General features: G+C 62.3%; 14 protein-coding genes. 12 read left to right on the forward strand and 2 right to left on the reverse strand.

The features are described from left to right. Nucleotides 1-35 precede the first annotated feature (35 nt). From PLC66_RS16020 to PLC66_RS16050, 8 genes are all read left to right on the forward strand, one after another. On the forward strand, nt 36-1052 hold the full coding sequence (locus PLC66_RS16020; protein WP_324542191.1) for a lipid A deacylase LpxR family protein: 1017 nt from the start codon (nt 36-38) through the stop codon (nt 1050-1052). Between the two features lie 85 nt (nt 1053-1137). Further along, nucleotides 1138-1233 carry a hypothetical protein gene (locus PLC66_RS22920; protein WP_503012225.1) on the forward strand — a complete coding sequence of 32 codons (96 nt, stop codon included), beginning with the start codon at nt 1138-1140 and terminating at the stop codon, nt 1231-1233. Beyond that, nucleotides 1234-1413 carry a hypothetical protein gene (locus PLC66_RS16025; protein ID WP_324542193.1) on the forward strand — a complete coding sequence of 60 codons (180 nt, stop codon included), beginning with the start codon at nt 1234-1236 and terminating at the stop codon, nt 1411-1413. 171 nt (nt 1414-1584) lie between these two features. After that, nucleotides 1585-3600 (forward strand): DNA topoisomerase III, encoded by a 2016-nt coding sequence (locus PLC66_RS16030; RefSeq protein WP_324542195.1) that lies wholly within the window; start codon nt 1585-1587, stop codon nt 3598-3600. 751 nt (nt 3601-4351) lie between these two features. Then, nucleotides 4352-5149 carry a GTPase gene (locus PLC66_RS16035; protein WP_324542197.1) on the forward strand — a complete coding sequence of 266 codons (798 nt, stop codon included), beginning with the start codon at nt 4352-4354 and terminating at the stop codon, nt 5147-5149. Between the two features lie 435 nt (nt 5150-5584). After that, on the forward strand, nt 5585-6139 hold the full coding sequence (locus PLC66_RS16040; protein ID WP_324542199.1) for an STY4534 family ICE replication protein: 555 nt from the start codon (nt 5585-5587) through the stop codon (nt 6137-6139). A gap of 54 nt (nt 6140-6193) precedes the next feature. Then, on the forward strand, nt 6194-6805 hold the full coding sequence (locus tag PLC66_RS16045; RefSeq protein WP_324542201.1) for a DUF3275 family protein: 612 nt from the start codon (nt 6194-6196) through the stop codon (nt 6803-6805). 90 nt (nt 6806-6895) lie between these two features. Further along, nucleotides 6896-7723 carry a DUF932 domain-containing protein gene (locus PLC66_RS16050; RefSeq protein WP_324542203.1) on the forward strand — a complete coding sequence of 276 codons (828 nt, stop codon included), beginning with the start codon at nt 6896-6898 and terminating at the stop codon, nt 7721-7723. Nucleotides 7724-7978: 255 nt separating this feature from the next. Here PLC66_RS16050 and PLC66_RS16055 read toward each other — a convergent pair whose 3' ends face one another. Then, nucleotides 7979-8893, reverse strand: coding sequence for a LysR substrate-binding domain-containing protein (locus PLC66_RS16055; RefSeq protein WP_324542205.1), 915 nt, complete (start codon nt 8891-8893; stop codon nt 7979-7981). A gap of 95 nt (nt 8894-8988) precedes the next feature. Between PLC66_RS16055 and PLC66_RS16060 the strand changes: the two genes are divergently transcribed. From PLC66_RS16060 to PLC66_RS16075, 4 genes are read left to right on the forward strand one after another with little or no spacing between them, the layout of a single operon-like run. After that, entirely contained in the window at nt 8989-12531 is a 3543-nt protein-coding gene (locus PLC66_RS16060; protein WP_324542207.1) for an indolepyruvate ferredoxin oxidoreductase family protein, read from the forward strand. A 44-nt stretch (nt 12532-12575) separates the two neighbouring features. After that, complete coding sequence (locus PLC66_RS16065; RefSeq protein ID WP_324542209.1) at nt 12576-14561, forward strand: acetoacetate--CoA ligase; 1986 nt, start codon at nt 12576-12578, stop codon at nt 14559-14561. 22 nt (nt 14562-14583) lie between these two features. After that, nucleotides 14584-15333: an electron transfer flavoprotein subunit beta/FixA family protein gene (locus tag PLC66_RS16070; protein WP_324542211.1), complete on the forward strand. Its 750-nt coding sequence runs from the start codon at nt 14584-14586 to the stop codon at nt 15331-15333. Nucleotides 15334-15335: 2 nt separating this feature from the next. Beyond that, nucleotides 15336-16265, forward strand: coding sequence for an electron transfer flavoprotein subunit alpha/FixB family protein (locus tag PLC66_RS16075; RefSeq protein ID WP_324542213.1), 930 nt, complete (start codon nt 15336-15338; stop codon nt 16263-16265). A 600-nt stretch (nt 16266-16865) separates the two neighbouring features. Here the strand turns inward: PLC66_RS16075 and PLC66_RS16080 are convergent. Then, a partial coding sequence (locus tag PLC66_RS16080; protein ID WP_324542215.1) for an IS630 family transposase occupies nt 16866-17610 on the reverse strand: 745 nt, incomplete at its 5' end.

Here is a 17610-nt window from a genome sequence, read left to right on the forward strand (position 1 = left end):
GCCCCGCTGAATGGAGGCTGAAAGTCGCAGCCTCCTTGCTGCTGCTTTTGCTGAGCACCTCCGCACTGGCTCAGTCCTGCCCCCAGGACAACCCGCTACGCTCAACCGGAACACTCAATCTGCGGATCGACAACGACATGTTCGGCGGTATTGGACAAGATCAAGGGTACTCCAACGGGTTTCTCGTCAGTTGGGTCTCCCCTAACCTTTTGGACTATCGCGACGACCCTTGCCTACCCCGTCTCTTCCGTCGGCTGAATAGCTTTCTCACGGTGCTGCAACCCGATGGTTTCGACGAACAGAACATGACCATCGGCTTCGGGCAGATGATGTATACCCCGAGCGACAAAACGCGCAGCGATCTGATCAAAGACGACCGCCCTTTCGCCGGCGCAATGATGTTGAGCTTCGGCTACAACGCGCGACGCGGCGATACGCTGCGTACCTCACAAATCCGCGTGGGTGTTGTGGGCCCATCCTCCCAGGCAAGGCAAACCCAGAATTGGTGGCATGACACCATCGGAGTGGACAAATTCAATGGCTGGAGACACCAACTGCGCGACGAGCCCGTGCTGCAGTTGCTGCACGAGCGCCGAACGCGAGTCTTCAGGCAAGAAAACGCCAGCGGTTGGGGCTGGGATTTGACCCGCCACTGGGGCGGCAGCTTCGGCAATTTCGCCACCTACGCGAATGTCGGTGGAGAACTGCGCATTGGCCTGCGCCTCCCGGGCGATCTAGGCACGGCACCGCTGCGGCCGGCCGGAGAAAACACCTCGCCCGTGCGCACGACTACTAGCGGCAACTGGAACGCGCACCTCTTCGCGGCGCTAGACGCTCGCTGGGTCATGCACGACATCACTTTGGATGGCAATACCTTCAAGTCCAGCCATAGCGTTGATAAGCGGGCACTCGTGGCGGATGTGGGCTACGGCGTCGCGATTACCCAGGGCAATTGGCGCATCGCGATAGCCCGCTACCACCGCACACGCGAATTCCGGGGACAAAAAGAAATCCCGGTCTACGGAACGATCACTGTAGGAAGGAAATTCTGATGCTGGTCGATTCCTTCCTCCACTCCATATGGGCCGTCCTGTTGTGCTTGCTCGTGTGGAGCACCGACGCCGCTAGATCGCCGCCTTGGTCGGGATCGCCCCTTTCAATCGCGATTCCGGACAGATGCGCGGCAAGCGCGGCACCTTCGGCGGGCGCACCGCGGTTCGGCGCACTCTCTAGATGCCCACGCTTGCCGCCATCCGATTCAATCGTGTGATCGGGCACTTCTACGAGTGCTTCGTCGCCGCAGAAAAGTCCAAGAAGGTCGGCATCGTCGCCTGCATGTGCAAGGTGGGGATCATCCTCAACGCGACGGTCCGATCCGGTGCCTCTTGGAACGATTCGATTCATCTCGCGTGACTCGAAAGACAGTTGCTCATGCCGCGGCGATCCGTGCATACCGCCGCGGCAATCATTCTCCAGCCGGTCGCAAAGCGGTGTTCGCACCAATCGACTTCCTTGCTGCCGGCATCTCCTGGCCCCGCCAAGCTGACGCCCATCCGATGAACCGCACATTTCCAAGGAGGCTTCATGCGCGTGTTCCTGTGCGAGAAGCCGTCCCAGGGCAAGGACATCGCCCGTGTGCTGGGCGCCGGCCAACGCGGCAACGGCTGCTACACCGGTGTGGATGTCGTCGTGACCTGGTGCATCGGTCATCTGGTGGAGGCGGTTCCGCCCGAAGGCTACGGCGAGCAATACAAGCGCTGGGCCATCGAGCAACTGCCCATTCTTCCTGAGCGTTGGCGGGTCGAGCCCAAGGCGGCGACCGCAGCGCAGTTCAAGGTGGTGCAGCTGCTCGTCGCCAAGGCGAGCGAACTGGTGATTGCGACCGACGCCGACCGCGAGGGCGAGATGATCGCCCGCGAGATCATCGACCTATGCGGCTACCGCGGTCCGATTCAGCGCCTGTGGCTGTCGGCGCTCAACGATGCGTCGATCCGCAAGGCGCTGGGGGCGCTCAAGCCGTCCGCCGAGACGCTGCCACTGTATTTCTCCGCACTCGCCCGATCGCGCGCCGACTGGCTGATCGGGATGAACCTGAGCCGCTTGTTCACACTGCTGGGGCGCCAGGCCGGCTACACCGGCGTGCTGTCGGTGGGGCGCGTGCAGACGCCGACGCTGAAGTTGGTCGTGGATCGTGATCGCGAGATCGCGCGCTTCGTCTCCGTGCCGTATTGGACCGTGGATGTGCTGCTTGTCCATGCCGGCCAGTCCTTCACCGCGAGCTGGATGCCGCCCGAAGGCAGCACGGATGCAGCGGGTCGCTGCCTTCAGCAGGCGGTGGCGCAGCAGGCTGCGGACCGCCTTCGCGCGGCACGCGATGCGCAGGTCGTGTCGGTGAACACCGAGCGCGTGCGCGAGGCACCGCCGCTGCCGTTCGATCTGGGCACCCTGCAGGAAGTGTGTTCGCGTCAGATCGGCCTCGAGGTGCAGGAGACACTCGACATCGCGCAGGCGCTGTACGAGACGCACAAGGCGACGACCTATCCGCGCAGCGACTCGGGATATTTGCCCGAAAGCATGCTCGCCGAAGTGCCGGCGGTGCTCGATGCACTGCTCGCCACCGATCCCAGCCTGCGACCCTTGGTCGGCCAGCTCGACCGCAACCAGCGTTCGCGCGCCTGGAACGACGGCAAGGTGACGGCGCACCACGGCATCATCCCGACGCTGGAGCCCGCCAACCTGTCGGCCATGGACGCGAAGGAGCTGGCTGTCTACCGGCTGATCCGCGCCCATTACCTCGCGCAGTTCCTCCCGGACCATGAGTTCGACCGCACGGTGGCGCAGCTCGCTTGCGGCGGCCAGGCGCTCGTGGCGGTGGGCAAGCAGATCGCCGTGATTGGCTGGCACCGCATACTGGCGAAACCGGAGCCGGACGCTCCTGATGGCGAGGAAGCGCAGCGCAGCCAGGTGCTGCCGCCACTGGCGAGCGGATCGCGCTGCGGGGTCGAACAGGTCGAACTAAAGGCGTTGAAAACGCTGCCGCCCAAGCCCTACACCCAGGGCGAACTGGTCAAGGCGATGAAGGGTGTGGCCAAGCTGGTGGACGACCCGCGTCTGAAGCAGAAGCTGAAGGAGACGACGGGCATCGGCACCGAGGCCACGCGCGCCAGCACGATCACGGGCCTGCTCGATCGCGGCTACCTGCTGAGGAAGGGCCGCGCCATCCGCGCGTCGGATGCGGCCTTCACGCTCATCGACGCCGTGCCGGCCGCCATCGCCGATCCCGGCATGACCGCCATCTGGGAGCAGGCGCTCGATATGATCGAGGCCGGCCAGATGACGCTGGACACCTTCATCGCCAAGCAATCCGCCTGGGTGGCCCAGCTCGTGCAGGAGCATCGGGGCGCGACGCTTTCCATCCCGCTGCCGCCGTCGCCGCCTTGTCCGCAGTGCGGCACGCCAATGCGCCAGCGTGCCGGAAGGAATGGCGCGTTCTGGTCATGCACCCGTTATCCAGACTGCACGGGCACGCTGCCGCTCGAGTCCTCGGCAAGTAAGCGCGAAGGGCCACGGAAGCGGCGCGCAGTACCCAAGCCGACCTGACGCCTACGCATCCCTCAGCCTTGCCAGCCGCGTCCCCGGTGGTGGGGCAAGCGTCCCGCGTTTCGCGGGACCCCCAGCGCACGTCTCCTTCTGCAACGGTGCGCGCCCCCGTCTGCCCGCCATCGGACAACGGGGCGAGAAGGCCACTGCTCCCCGAATCGCGCCCACCGCCATTCCCTTGATCGGTGTGTCTTGCTTCGGCCATGAGGGGCTTCCCGACGGCTTGCCGCCAAGCGAGCCGTGAGGAGGCCCCTTGGGCCGAGGGTAGTCCGTGCCGGTGCCCGCCGGCGAAACATCGGGCTCCCTTTGTGTGTGGATGCACGCCAGAGGTTGCCGACCCCAGCCACGAAACGGGTCGGGTGCGATTGCTGACGCAGCGAACGGCTTTGACGACGGCCAGCGCTGATGCAGCCCACAGGTGGTTCTCCTTCCTTCCCAGCCGAAGGCCCGCGTGGCCTTCGGCGCCCTGGTCCTGGCCTTGTTCCCTGATGCGGGCCATTGCCCCAAAGCGGGCCGGCCGCTGTTCGGTTTTCGCTGCGACGGCACCCATGCTGCGCGCCCATCCTGCGGCCATGCGTTGCTGGCAGTTGTCAGCGCCATGCCCAGGCAGTCGAGACCTTCAAGACTGCAGCGCGGATCACCGTGCTGGTCGTTTCGTTCTGCGGGCGCACCTGCGTCCATCCACCTCACCCTCAAGGGATCGACCTCCCTTGCGGGCGGGAGTCCCTTGGTTGCCACAAGGAGCCTCCCCATGGATACCCAAGCCATCCGGGCACAGATGCGAACGCTTGTTGTCGGTCATGTGCCGTCCAACGTCCGTTCGTTCAAGTTCAACCTCTTCGACGGCGAGCCCAAGGTTTCGACGCTGGGCTTTCACATCGACCCGAAGCCTTTCGAGGGCAGGGTCATCGCCACCACCGACGAGGCCATCGTCGTCAAGACGGGACGGGCCGAGTTTGCGGTGCTCGATCGCTCGCTTGTCACCGAAGTTCCCGACGAGGGCGCCAAGGTGCAGGTCGAACCCTACGTCAGACGCCGCTTCGACGGTCAGCGCGCGGACACGCCCGAGGAGCACACCGAGTTCACCGCCGACGGCAAGCCGTACACGGTGCAGCGGTTCGTGCTTGGTTCCGCGTCGGCGAAGCTGCCGATCCCAGAACCTCGCTGCCCCGAGCTGCAGGCGCTGATCCAGCAGATGGAAGAGTTGCCCGCTCCCGACGGTTTCCGGCGCATCACCCACATGCTGGTGGATGCCGGTGCGCGGGACATCACTTGGGTCGATCCGCTGCCCACCGACATTATCCGCACGCCACCGGCCATCGGCTTCACCGTGGCCACGATGAAGTTCCAGGGGTTTGTCACCGTGCTGTATGTGCGCGGCCTCGACCTTTACGCGGTCGAGCTGCGCCGAGATGGCGAGCTGGTCGAGCGGGTCGATGGTGTGTTCTTCGACACGCTCGGCGAGACCTTGGAGCGGCTGATCGATGACGGTAGCTGGAGACGCATCCGCGTACAGTGCCTGTCGGGTCGCAAGGCGTTCCGGCACTGAGCTCCCGGCAGCTTCCCACCCGCGCGGCGGGAAGCATCTCTTCCTCTCTCCATGAAGCTCAGACGTAATTCTTTCCACTCTTGGTCATGGCTGACCGCCCACCCGTGGCCTCCGCCCCGGGGGCTGATTTTCCTCGCAATGCGGACAAACACGAGTGCTGATTGCTGCTCGCATGCGCGTCTTCGCGGCACCACGCTCCGGGCCATGTCCTGCTGACTCCCCTCAGCAACATGCCCAGGTAGCCATGATCCCCGAGGCTACGGCGCGGTTCCGGCCGCGTTGATCACACCAGTTCGCACCGACATCCATGCGCGAACGGCCATCGCCTGTCGATGGCGATGTCACCAAGCTGCTCCATCAACCCACGCGGGGGTTCCACACCTCCCGCGCTTGGGTCCGGTGTGTCTCCGCCTCATTGTTCTCAGGAGATTCACCATGACCACTTCCAACGAAAAGTCCTACTTCGATCTGCACATCACCGGCCTCGGGTATCTCAATCGCATCCGCGAAGTAAAACCCAAGAAAGGGGATTCCTTCCTGGCCTGCGACATTGCAGCGCTCAATGGTCCCAGCGATGACGTCTCGTATGTGCGTTTCGACGCGCGCGTATCGGGATCGGAAGCACAGCACCTGGTGCGCCGCTGCATCCAGGCAGTCGATGCAGAGAAGAAGGTGATGATCGGGTTCCGCCTGGGTGACCTGTGGACCGACACCTTCACCTACTCCAAGGGCAAGCGTGCCGGCGAGCAGGGGGTGAGCCTCAAGGCCCGCCTGCTGTTCGTCAGTTGGATCAAGGTCGACGGCAAGCTCGTCTACAAGGCCGAACCCAAGCCGACCGAGACCGACGAGCGGAATCCGGAGGACTCTCTGGCATCCGACGTACCCGCCGTGCAGCAAGGCCCGGCGCCGGCGTCATCCGAGCACGTCACCGAAACTGCCGACGGCGACGCTGCCGACGTCCCTGCATGGGCTGTTGCCGAGTCGTTCTGATTCGCAAGGCGCATCCCCGGGGCTTCGTCCTCTCTTCGTCAGCAGGAGACTTTCATGATCACCATCCCCGGCCAACTGGCCATCAAGACCATCCATGGCCGCAACGGCGACTTCAATGTCGGCCGCCTGGCGACCTCGATCGGCGAGTTCGTCGTCAAGAACGCCGAACTCGATCAGTACGGCGAGGGCAAGTACGACGGTGATTTCGTCATCGTCGAGATTCGCCCCTCCACGTACAACGCCAACGGTCGCATGGTCATCGAGATCCGCGCCCATCTGGGCGGAATGGCGCTGTCCAACATCGATGCCCTGAGCCGCGACGAAGCTCGCCAGTTGGGCCCGCAGGAAGTCGATCCGATCGACGAGGAAGCGCAGTCGTCCGCGCCGGCTTCGCCTCCGGCCAAGCCGAAGGCGAAGCAGAGAAGCCCGCGCGATCCGCTGGTCGATACCACGCCGTTCGGCAACGAGCCGGTCGCCGCATCCCCCAATGCATCGGTCGATGCGGATGACGCGGTGTTGTTCGGCGCGCTCTGGCCGCTGGGCGAGATCGTCAAGCTTGATGCCACCGTGGATCGCCGCGTCCTGCGTCAGCAACGCGACCGTCTCGGTGCGTTGGGCTACGAGTTCGCTCCGCTGTCCCAGGACTGGCATCTCGCCAAGGCCTGATCCCAACCGTCGCGTCAGCGGCGTTACACCACCCGCCGGGGTTCCTCCCCGGTGGGGCGGGACTCCGGTCTCTCATCCAAGGAGATCGCCATGCAACTCGCGTCCCGCTTTTCTCATCGCTCCCCGGTGCTGCGGTCGCACCATCCGCTGTCGGATGATCAGATTCGTGCCGTCGCGCCCTCCATCTTCGCGGACACCCCGCACGAAAGTCGCTCCGAGCGGTACAGCTACATCCGCACGGCGACCGTGCTGACTGAACTGCGCAAGGAAGGCTTCCAACCGTTCATGGTGTGCCAGACCCGCGTGCGCCACGAGGACCGCCGGGATTACACCAAGCACATGCTGCGCCTTCGCCATGCGAGCCAGATCAACGGCGACGAGGCGAACGAAATCATCCTGATCAACTCGCACGATGGCACCAGCAGCTACCAGATGCTGGCAGGCATGTTCCGCTTCGTCTGCCAGAACGGCCTGGTGTGCGGCGACACGGTCGCCGACGTGCGCGTGCATCACAAGGGCAATGTCATCGATCACGTGATCGAAGGCGCCTACGAGGTGCTGCATGGCTTCGAGCAGGTGCAGGACTCGCGTGACGCCATGCGTGCCATCGCGCTCGATGACGGCGAGGCCGAAGTCTTCGCCAGATCGGCCCTGGTTCTCAAGTACGACGAACCCGGCAAAACCCTGCCGATCACGGAAAGCCAGATCCTGCGCCCCCGTCGTTTCGACGACACCCACGCGGACCTGTGGTCTACGTTCAACCGGGTGCAGGAGAACCTCGTCAAAGGCGGCCTGACCGGTCGCAGCGCCAATGGGCGACAGCAGCGCACACGGCCTGTCCAGGGCATCGACAAGAATGTCCGGCTCAACCGGGCACTGTGGCTGCTCGCGGAAGGTCTGCGCAAGCTGAAAGCCTGACCCCAAAGCGGGTCGTGTCCATCGAGGCGTGGTCCGCTTTTTCCTCGCTGATCTGTGGGGTGGGCTTACGGCCTCGAAGCGACCTTGGCGTGCTCGATGATGTCTGCAAGGTCGACGCCTGCTCTCTGATCTTCAAGCGGCCAATCGCTCTTGTCCGGCTGACCGTCAAGTGCTCGGCCATCCCGGCGTAGAGTCTCCACGTTTGGAAGTCAGCAATGTGGTGGCCAACGCTGACTGCGAAAGGTCATTCTTACATCAGTTTGTGCCGCAGATCTGAATCAAGAAGTCGCAGAATGCGTCCACCGTTGCGTTGGGCTCTGATCCTTTCGCCCGGATGAGGCCGACTTCCATGTCGGGCACGACGTCGAGAACTGAGCGCGCTTCAATTCTCTTTCCCTCCAGTGACCATGGGCGGTAAACCATGTCGGACAGAATGGTAACGCCGAATCCGTGAGCGATGAGCCCGCGGAGCGCTTCCATGGAGCCGGTTCGAAAGGCGACATTTGGGCGTATGCCACGCGCTTGCCAGTAGCGCTCTGTGGAGCGTTCTCCTTCATCGACTGTCACCTGGATATAGGGCCATGCGGCAATGTCCTCCAGTGCGGCCTTGTCCTTGCCGAGCAGTGGATGATCAGCGGCGGTCCACAGTTGGCGGCGCGAGCGCAACAAAACGTGGTGATCGAAGCGTTCGCGCGCGCTCACGTTCGACAGCACGACAACGCCGATATCTAAATCCCCATTTCCTATGGCGTCTTCGATGTTCTCCCGGCTGATGTCTCGGAGGTCGATTTCGACGTCCGGGTAGTTGGTTCGGAAGCGCGCCAACAAGGGCGGGAGGAAGTATCCGAGGACCGTGTAGCTTGCACCGATACGTATTTTCCCCTTGAGCTCGTGAGCCCTGAAGCGAGGCACTCGCATCGCATCGTCGAGCGAGTCGAGGATGTTTCGGGTGCGTTGCAAGAAGCTGTGGCCTTCTGCTGTAAGTCTGACACCCGTCGGTTGGCGCTCGAAGAGTCTTGCGCCGAGCGATGCCTCGAGCTGGAGGACAGCGTTCGTGATGGCCGACTGGGATACATGTACCCGAACTGCGGCCATTGAGAACTGGCCGGTTTCAGCAGCCGCGACGAAGTAGCGCAGTTGGCGCAAGGTCACATTGGTGTCGACTCTCATCTTATTTTCAGATATCAAGGCTCAAAATTTGTGATTTTACGATAAGTATTCATATTTATAAAATGTGTTCAATAAATGATCGTCAGGAGAAGGGTATGAATTCACCACTCAGCGCGAGTGCGATCGAGGCGTTGAGCTCAATCAGCCTTGACGACAAGTACACCCAGCAGCGTGGGCGGGTCTACTTGAGCGGGACTCAGGCTCTCGTGCGTCTCCCTATGCTGCAGAAGGAGCGGGACCTTCGTGCAGGGCTGGACACTGCTGGTTATGTGTCGGGATACCGTGGCTCACCCCTGGGCGGACTCGACACGGCGTTGTGGAAGGCGGAGCAATACCTCAAGGCACATGACGTTGTGTTTCAGCCCGGGTTGAACGAGGACCTGGCTGCCACTGCGGTCTGGGGAACGCAGCAGACAAACCTCTACCCGAAAGCGCAGCGCGATGGCGTGTTCGGAATGTGGTATGGGAAAGGTCCCGGCGTCGACCGTTCCGCCGACGTCCTGAAGCACGCCAACGCAGCGGGTACTTCGAAGAATGGCGGGGTATTGATGCTTGCGGGCGATGACCATGCAGCGAAGTCTTCGTCTGTCGCCCATCAGTCGGAGCATCTTCTGATCGCTTGCGGCATTCCTGTTCTGTATCCCGCCAGCGTGCAGGAGTACTTGGACTTCGGTCTCCATGGATGGGCAATGAGTCGTTACTCCGGTTTGTGGGTCTCGATGAAATGCGTCACCGATGTGGTCGAGTCTTCCGCGTCTATCGAGATCGACCCTGATCGGCTGTCGATTGTGCTGCCCGACAGATTCCAGATGCCTCTTGGTGGCCTCAACATTCGTTGGCCTGATAGTCCGCTGGAACAGGAGGCCCGGATGCTCGATTACAAGTGGTATGCAGCCCTCGAGTACATCCGCGCCAACAAGTTGAATCGCGTCGTGATCGACTCGCCCGATGCACGCTTCGGCATCATGGCGGCTGGCAAGGCATACCTCGATGTTCGGCAGGCACTTGTAGACCTTGGTTTGGACGATGAGACCTGTCGCAGGATCGGTATCCGCCTCTTCAAGGTGGGCTGTGTCTGGCCCCTCGATGCTCACGATGCGCGAAACTTTGCAACCGGGCTCGAGGAGATCTTGGTTGTAGAGGAGAAACGCCAGATTCTCGAGTACGCCCTCAAGGAGGAACTCTACAACTGGCGGGAGGATGTGCGCCCGCGCATCTACGGCAAGTTCGATGAACGTGACAATGCAGGTGGTGAGTGGTCGGTGCCACGCGGAAACTGGCTCCTGCCTGCCCGTTACGAGTTGTCACCGGCAATCATTGCGAAGGCGATTGCAGGCCGACTGGAGCGGATCGGCTTGCCCGAGGACGTGCGCGCGCGCGTGCGTGCACGCATCGAAGTGATCGAGCTCAAGGAGCGGGAGGCGGCGAGGCCGCGCGTCACCGTCGAGCGAAAACCGTGGTTTTGCTCCGGTTGTCCGCACAACACTTCGACCCGAGTACCTGAAGGCTCGCGGGCCCTTGCGGGTATTGGTTGCCACTACATGGCGATGTGGATGGACCGCGATACAGAAACGTTCACGCAGATGGGCGGGGAGGGCGTGTCGTGGCTCGGGCAGATGCATTTCTCAGGCGACAGGCACGTCTTCGCTAACCTTGGTGACGGCACCTATTTCCACTCCGGTCTGCTGGCGATTCGTGCTGCGATTGCGGCCAAGGCCAACCTGACCTACAAGATTCTGTTCAACGAGGCGGTGGCGATGACCGGGGGCCAGCCGGTGGATGGTGTGCTCACGGTACCGAGGATTGCCCGTCAGGTGGACGCCGAGGGTGCCAGTCGGATCGTCGTCGTAACCGACGAGGTGGAACGTTATGCGGGCGCCAACGGTTTGCCGTCGACTGTCCGCGTGTACCACCGTGACGAACTCGACCGTCTGCAGCGGGAACTCCGCGAGACGGCCGGCGTATCGGTGATGATTTATGACCAGACCTGTGCCACCGAGAAGCGCCGCCGGCGCAAACGCGGAGACTACCCTGATCCTGCCCAGCGCGCATTCATCAACCCCGCGGTCTGCGAGGGCTGCGGCGACTGCTCGACAGCTTCCAACTGCCTTTCGGTAGAGCCGCTTGAAACGGCACTGGGTACCAAGCGGCGGATCAACCAGAGTTCCTGCAACAAGGATTTCTCCTGCCTGAAGGGCTTCTGTCCCAGTTTTGTCACTGCGGAGGGGGCTCAGATGCGCAAGCCAGCGAGTAGCGCTGCGAATGTGCTTACGAATGACCTACCCGAACCAACTTTTGCACGCTTGGACACGCCTTGCGGAATCGTGGTCACTGGGGTTGGCGGCACGGGAGTGGTGACCATCGGTGCTCTGCTCGGTATGGCGGCGCATCTCGAGCAAAAAGGCGTTGCCGTGCTCGACATGACCGGGCTGGCTCAAAAGGGCGGAGCAGTCATGAGCCACGTTCAGATTGCCGCGAGTCCATCCGAACTTCACGCCACCCGGATTGCGACGGGCGAAGCGAATGTGCTGATTGGCTGTGATGAGATCGTTTCGGCCTCAGCAGAAGCGCTGTCCAAGGTGCGGCAGGGGGCGACCCGCGCCGTGGTCAATAGTGCGCGTACGCCAACTGCGAGTTTCCTGTCCAACCCGGACTGGAAGTTTCCAGGTGCAGCGGCCGAGAGCGACATTCGTGCCTCGGTCGGCGAGCATTGCGACTTCATCGATGCGAATGGTCTGGCGCTGCGCCTGCTGGGCGACACCCTCTACGCCAATCCCCTGGTGCTTGGCTATGCCTGGCAAAAGGGTTGGATTCCGCTCGGTAAGGCGGCGTTGCTGCGTGCGATCGAGTTGAATGGTGTATCAATCGAGAAGAACAAGCAGGCATTCGAGTGGGGGAGATTGGCTGCCCATAATCCTGCCGAGCTTCGGCCGGAAGCAATGAGCACTCAAGCTATCGAGACGAAGGAAAGTCTCGATGACCTGATTCAGGATCGAATTCAGTTGTTGACGGCCTACCAGAGCCCTACCTACGCGGAGCGCTATCGTAGCGCTGTGGTCCGCCTGCGCGAGGTCGAGAGCAGGTTGACGGGAGCCGACAGCCTCGTATTGACCGAAGCGGTGGCGCACAACCTGGCGCGATTGATGGCCTACAAGGACGAGTACGAAGTCGCTCGATTGTATGCTGCACCGGAGTTCATGACGCAGTTGCGCGAGCAGTTCGACGGCGAGCCCGGTCGCGACTACCGGCTGGTCTTTCATCTTGCGCCGCCGCTAATAGCAAAGCGCGATGCCGAGGGCCGCATGCAAAAGCGTCGCTATGGTCATTGGATGCTTCCCGCCTTCAGGCTGCTGTCACGCTGCAAGGGCTTACGCGGAACCCGCCTCGATCCCTTTGGACACACTGAAGAGCGCCGCGCCGAACGCCGACTGATTGAAGAGTATTTCTCCCTTGTCGATCGTTTCTGTCGACAGCTCGACATTGCGCGCCTTCCTGTTGCGGTCGAACTGGCGAGGCTGCCCGAGCAGATTCGTGGGTTTGGTCATGTGAAGGAGCGCAGCGTGGTTGCAGCAGAAGAAAAGAGGAAGCAACTGCTGGAGCGTTTCGCGATCGTCAGAGACGCCGGCATGCCCGTGTGAATCCACCAGTGCGCATGCCATCAAGCAACGAGGAGACTTAAGGGATGAAGAAGATTGAGCAGGATGCACCGCTATGGTCGCCGCGGCCTGAGCAGAGTGCCGCCACTGCAATCGCCGCGTTTAGCGCCCAGGCGACGGCCTTATCTGGGCGGGAGCTCACCCGCTATGAGGACTTGCATGACTGGTCGGTCCAGTCGCCAGTGCCCTTCTGGCGCCTGGTTTGGGAGTTCTGTGATGTGATCGGCGATCAAGGGGTATGTGGCCTTATCGGAGCAAATCGAATGCAGGATGTGCGCTGGTTTCCCGACGCGCGCCTGAATTTTGCCGAGAATCTTCTGCGTCCCTCAAGCAACCCGGTCGCCCTTGTATTCTGGGGTGAGGACAAGGTCAAGCAGACCATTAGCCGTGATCAATTGCGCATCGAGGTCGCGCGCTTTGCAGCCGCGCTCCGGGCCGTCGGTGTGGAGTCGGGCGACCGGGTGGGAGCTTATATGCCCAACGTGCCGGCGACGCTGATTGCCATGCTGGCGGCGGCCAGTATTGGCGCGGTGTTTACAAGCGCTTCGCCAGATTTCGGGGTGCAGGGTGTGCTGGACCGGTTTGGACAGACCGAGCCGAAGGTGCTGATTGCGGTTGATGGATATTGGTATGGCGGCAAGGCGGTCGACATCCGTGACAAGCTCGCCGAACTCATGCCGAACCTGCCAAGCGTCCGTCACTTGGTGGTGGTGCCTTACCTCACGACGGCCGACGAACTTGCGCTCGAAGGCATTGCTCGCGCGGGTTCATATCGCGACTTCGTTGCGCCTCACCAGCACGAGACGGCGTTGCATTTCGAGCGCTTATCCTTCGCGCATCCGCTCTACATAATGTACTCCTCGGGTACCACGGGTGTTCCAAAGTGCATCGTGCACAGTGCGGGCGGCACCCTGTTGCAACACCTCAAGGAACATCGCCTGCATGCCGACGTTCGGGAAGGAGATCGCCTGTTCTACTTCACGACCTGTGGCTGGATGATGTGGAACTGGCTGGTCTCGGGGCTTGCGAGTGGCGCGAGTTTGATGCTCTACGATGGCAATCCCTTCTTGAATGACGGACGCCTCCTGTGGGACTACGCAGAGCGCGAGCGTTTCACTCATTTTGGCACTTCAGCGAAGTACATCGAGAGCCTTGCCAAGAGCGGCCTGCAGCCGATGCAAACGCATCGACTGGAGAACTTGCGAGCAGTTATGTCGACGGGTAGCCCTTTGGCGCCACAGAGCTTTGATTTCGTCTATCGATCGATCAAGAGCGATTTGCAGGTGGCCTCGATTTCAGGTGGCACCGACATCCTCTCCTGCTTTGTGCTCGGGAATCCGGCGCTGCCGGTATGGCGTGGTGAGTTGCAGTGCGCTGGGTTAGGGATGGCCGTCGATGTTTGGGATGAAGACGGCCATCCGCTCGTCGGCGAAAAGGGTGAGCTCGTCTGTCTCAAGCCGTTTCCAAGCATGCCCATTGGGTTCTGGAACGATCCCAACGGTGAGCGGTACGCGGCAGCTTACTTTGAGCGTTTCGCCGGTGTGTGGTGCCACGGGGATTTCTGCGAGCGCACCGAGCATGGAGGGTTCATCATCCATGGCCGATCGGATACGACGCTCAACCCGGGTGGGGTCCGCATTGGAACCGCCGAGATCTACCGGCAGGTAGAGCGCTTGCCGGAAGTGCTTGAGTCCGTGGTTATCGGGCAGGACTGGCCGCCAGCCGCGCCCACCGATGTGCGAGTAGTGCTGTTCGTTCGTCTGCGCGATGGATTGACGCTAGACGAATCGCTGATTGGACGGATCCGCCAAGTGATTCGGGACAACGCATCGCCTCGGCATGTGCCCGCGAAGGTGGTACAGGTGGAGGACGTTCCGCGGACCAAGAGCGGAAAGATCGTTGAACTGGCAGTGCGTAATGTAGTTCACCGGCAAGCTGTCAGGAACGTCGAGGCGCTTGCCAACCCTGAGGCGTTGTCTTGTTTTGCGAGTCGGCACGAGTTGGCCGATTGATTCAATAGAGCAGAGGGAAAGTATGAAGATTCTGGTTCCCGTCAAGCGGGTGGTCGATTACAACGTCAAGGTTCGCGTCAAGGCCGATGGCAGCGGCGTGGATCTGGCCAACGTCAAGATGAGCATGAACCCCTTCGACGAGATCGCGGTGGAAGAAGCCGTGCGCCTGAAGGAAGCCGGTGTGGTGACCGAAGTCGTGGCGGTGAGCTGCGGCGTCACCGCCTGCCAGGAGACGCTGCGTGCAGCGCTGGCGATCGGCGCCGACCGTGCCATCCTGGTCGAGACCGATGTCGAGCTGCAGCCGCTGGCCGTGGCCAAGCTGCTGAAGGCGGTGTGCGACCGTGAGCAGCCCAGGCTGGTGATCTGCGGCAAGCAGGCGATCGACGACGACGCCAACCAGACCGGCCAGATGCTGGCTGCACTGGCGGGCTGGCCGCAGGCGACCTTCGCCTCCAAGCTCACCCTCGCGGATGGCAAGGCTCAGGTTACCCGTGAGATCGACGGCGGCCTCGAGACCCTGTCGGTCAAGCTGCCGGCGGTGGTCACCACCGACCTGCGCCTGAACGAGCCGCGCTACGCCACGCTGCCCAACATCATGAAGGCCAAGAAGAAGCCGCTCGACACCGTCAAGCCGGCCGACCTGGGCGTCGATGTGGCGCCGCGCCTGAGCACGCTCAAGGTCTCCGAGCCGCCCAAGCGCAGCGCCGGTGAGCGCGTGGCCGACGTGGCCCAGCTGGTCGACAAACTCAAGAACGTTGCGAAGGTGATCTGAACATGGCCATTCTCGTCATTGCTGAACACGACAACCAATCGCTCAAGGCGTCCACGCTCAACACCGTGACCGCAGCCACCAAGCTCGGTGGCGACGTCCACGTGCTCGTGGCGGGAGCGGGCTGCGCCGCCGTAGCCGAAGCCGCTGCCAAGGTGGCCGGTGTGGCCAAGGTGCGGGTGTGTGATGCTGCGCCCTACGAAGCCCAGACCGCCGAGAACGTCGCCGAACTGGTCAAGGGTCTGGCCGGTGAGTACAGCCACGTGCTCGCCCCGGCGACGCCGGCCGGCAAGAACATGCTGCCGCGCGTGGCCGCACTGCTCGATGTGGCGCAGATCAGCGAGATCGTCGCTATCGAAAGCCCGGACACCTTCGTGCGCCCGATCTACGCCGGCAACGCGCTGGCCACGGTCAAGAGCGCCGATGCGGTCAAGGTCATCACCGTGCGCACCACCGCGTTCGACGCGGCAGGCGAGGGCAATGCGGCACCGGTTGAAGCCGTTGCAGCCGGCACCGACCTCGGCATCACCGAACTGGTCGGCCGCGAGATCGTCAAGAGCGCACGTCCCGAACTGGGCGCTGCCAAGATCATCGTCTCCGGCGGTCGCGGCCTGGGCAGTGGCGACGCCTACCATCAGTTGCTCGAGCCGCTCGCCGACAAGCTCGGCGCCGCGCTCGGCGCCAGCCGTGCCGCGGTCGATGCCGGCTACGTGCCCAATGACTACCAGGTCGGCCAGACCGGCAAGATCGTCGCCCCGCAGCTCTACATCGCGGTCGGCATCTCGGGCGCAATCCAGCACCTGGCGGGCATGAAGGACTCCAAGGTGATCGTGGCGATCAACAAGGACCCCGAAGCGCCGATCTTCCAGGTGGCCGACTACGGGCTGGTGGGTGATCTGTTCCAGATCGTGCCGGAGCTGACGAGCACGGTTTGATGAATGGAAGTCTGCCCTTTGAGCCGCGGACCTCGGCCTTTGGAAAGGACTTGTTCGGGGTTTGAACGATCCTTCGGCGGTAGCGAAGCCCTCTCCTCGCGCCTGGATTCCGCCTTAGGGTGCTTTGCCCATCGGCTCTCGGGTCGGTGGGCATTTTTTCGACTTGAGGCTTTGGCAGTGAGGAAACAAGGGTCTGAAAAAGACCTTGCAATTCTTGTGGGGAACGACTAATCTGAAATCAGAATATTGATTCTTATAGAAGAATTATAAATCACCCAAAGAGGCGACCTTTCAGGTTACGGAGGAGACAATGATTCTCAGGTCCTTGGCTGTTGGATTTGCTGCAGTGGTCGCGTTGGCGGGCTCGAATGCCGACTTGCGTGGGTACGTCAGTGTTGGGGAGACGTGTCACGCAACTCTCGGCTGCTCGCAGCAGGAACTTGCGTTGCGGCACGTAGTCCCGGTGGGACTTGATAATCATCATGTCTTCGGTGTGATTGCGGCTTATCATCGTTGATCTTGCACATGTGCGTCACTCGCCCCATCGACGGTCTGAGTCGAGGAGTGGCAGAAAATTATTAACCCGGCCCTTAAATATATTCACTGCGCAGCATACGCAGCGGCCGGGTGCTGGAAGTAGGACCGGACACGCTCGGGGAGCGAGGCGATGCGGTCCATGATGGCGTGAGCCTTCTTCAAGAGCTGCGAATCATCGCGGCTGGGCGGCTCCAGGCGCAGCGCGGTCTTGAAGTCGTGATTCAGGTATTCGTCCGGATTGGACTCGGGCGCATAGGGTGGCAAGTAGAACAGCTCGATCTGCGCGGCACGCGGCTCGACCCAGGCCCGGACGAGCTTGGCGTGATGCACCCGCAGGTTGTCGACGATCAGGAACACCTTGCTCGCCGCACTGGTGATCAGTCGCTCGAGAAACTCGATGAAACGTTCGGCGTTGATCGTGCCCTCGACGATCTGGAAGGCGATCTCGCCCCGATTGGTGATGGCCGAGATCATCGACAGCTTGGCCCAGCGGGCCGATGCCTCGAGCACGGGCGTGCGGCCGGCCGGCGCAAAGCCTCGAATCCAGTTCGTGTCCTCCTTGACCGCCGTTTCATCGGCCCAGTAGATGACCGCGCCTTCGGCCTTGGCGCGCGCGGCAATGGCCGGGTAGCGCTCGCGCAGCCAAGCCTGGACCAGATCGTTGCGCTGCTCCATCGCCTTCTTGACCGGGCGCTGGGCGGTGTAGCCCCAGCGCTTCAGATACTTGCCCACGAGGCGATCGGACAACTGCAGGTAACCGGTCACTGAGCGGCGTTCTTTGCCCGCCCGCGCCCACGCGGAACAATCC

It is taken from the genome of Thauera sp. (assembly GCF_035444905.1).
Taxonomy (GTDB): domain Bacteria; phylum Pseudomonadota; class Gammaproteobacteria; order Burkholderiales; family Rhodocyclaceae; genus Thauera.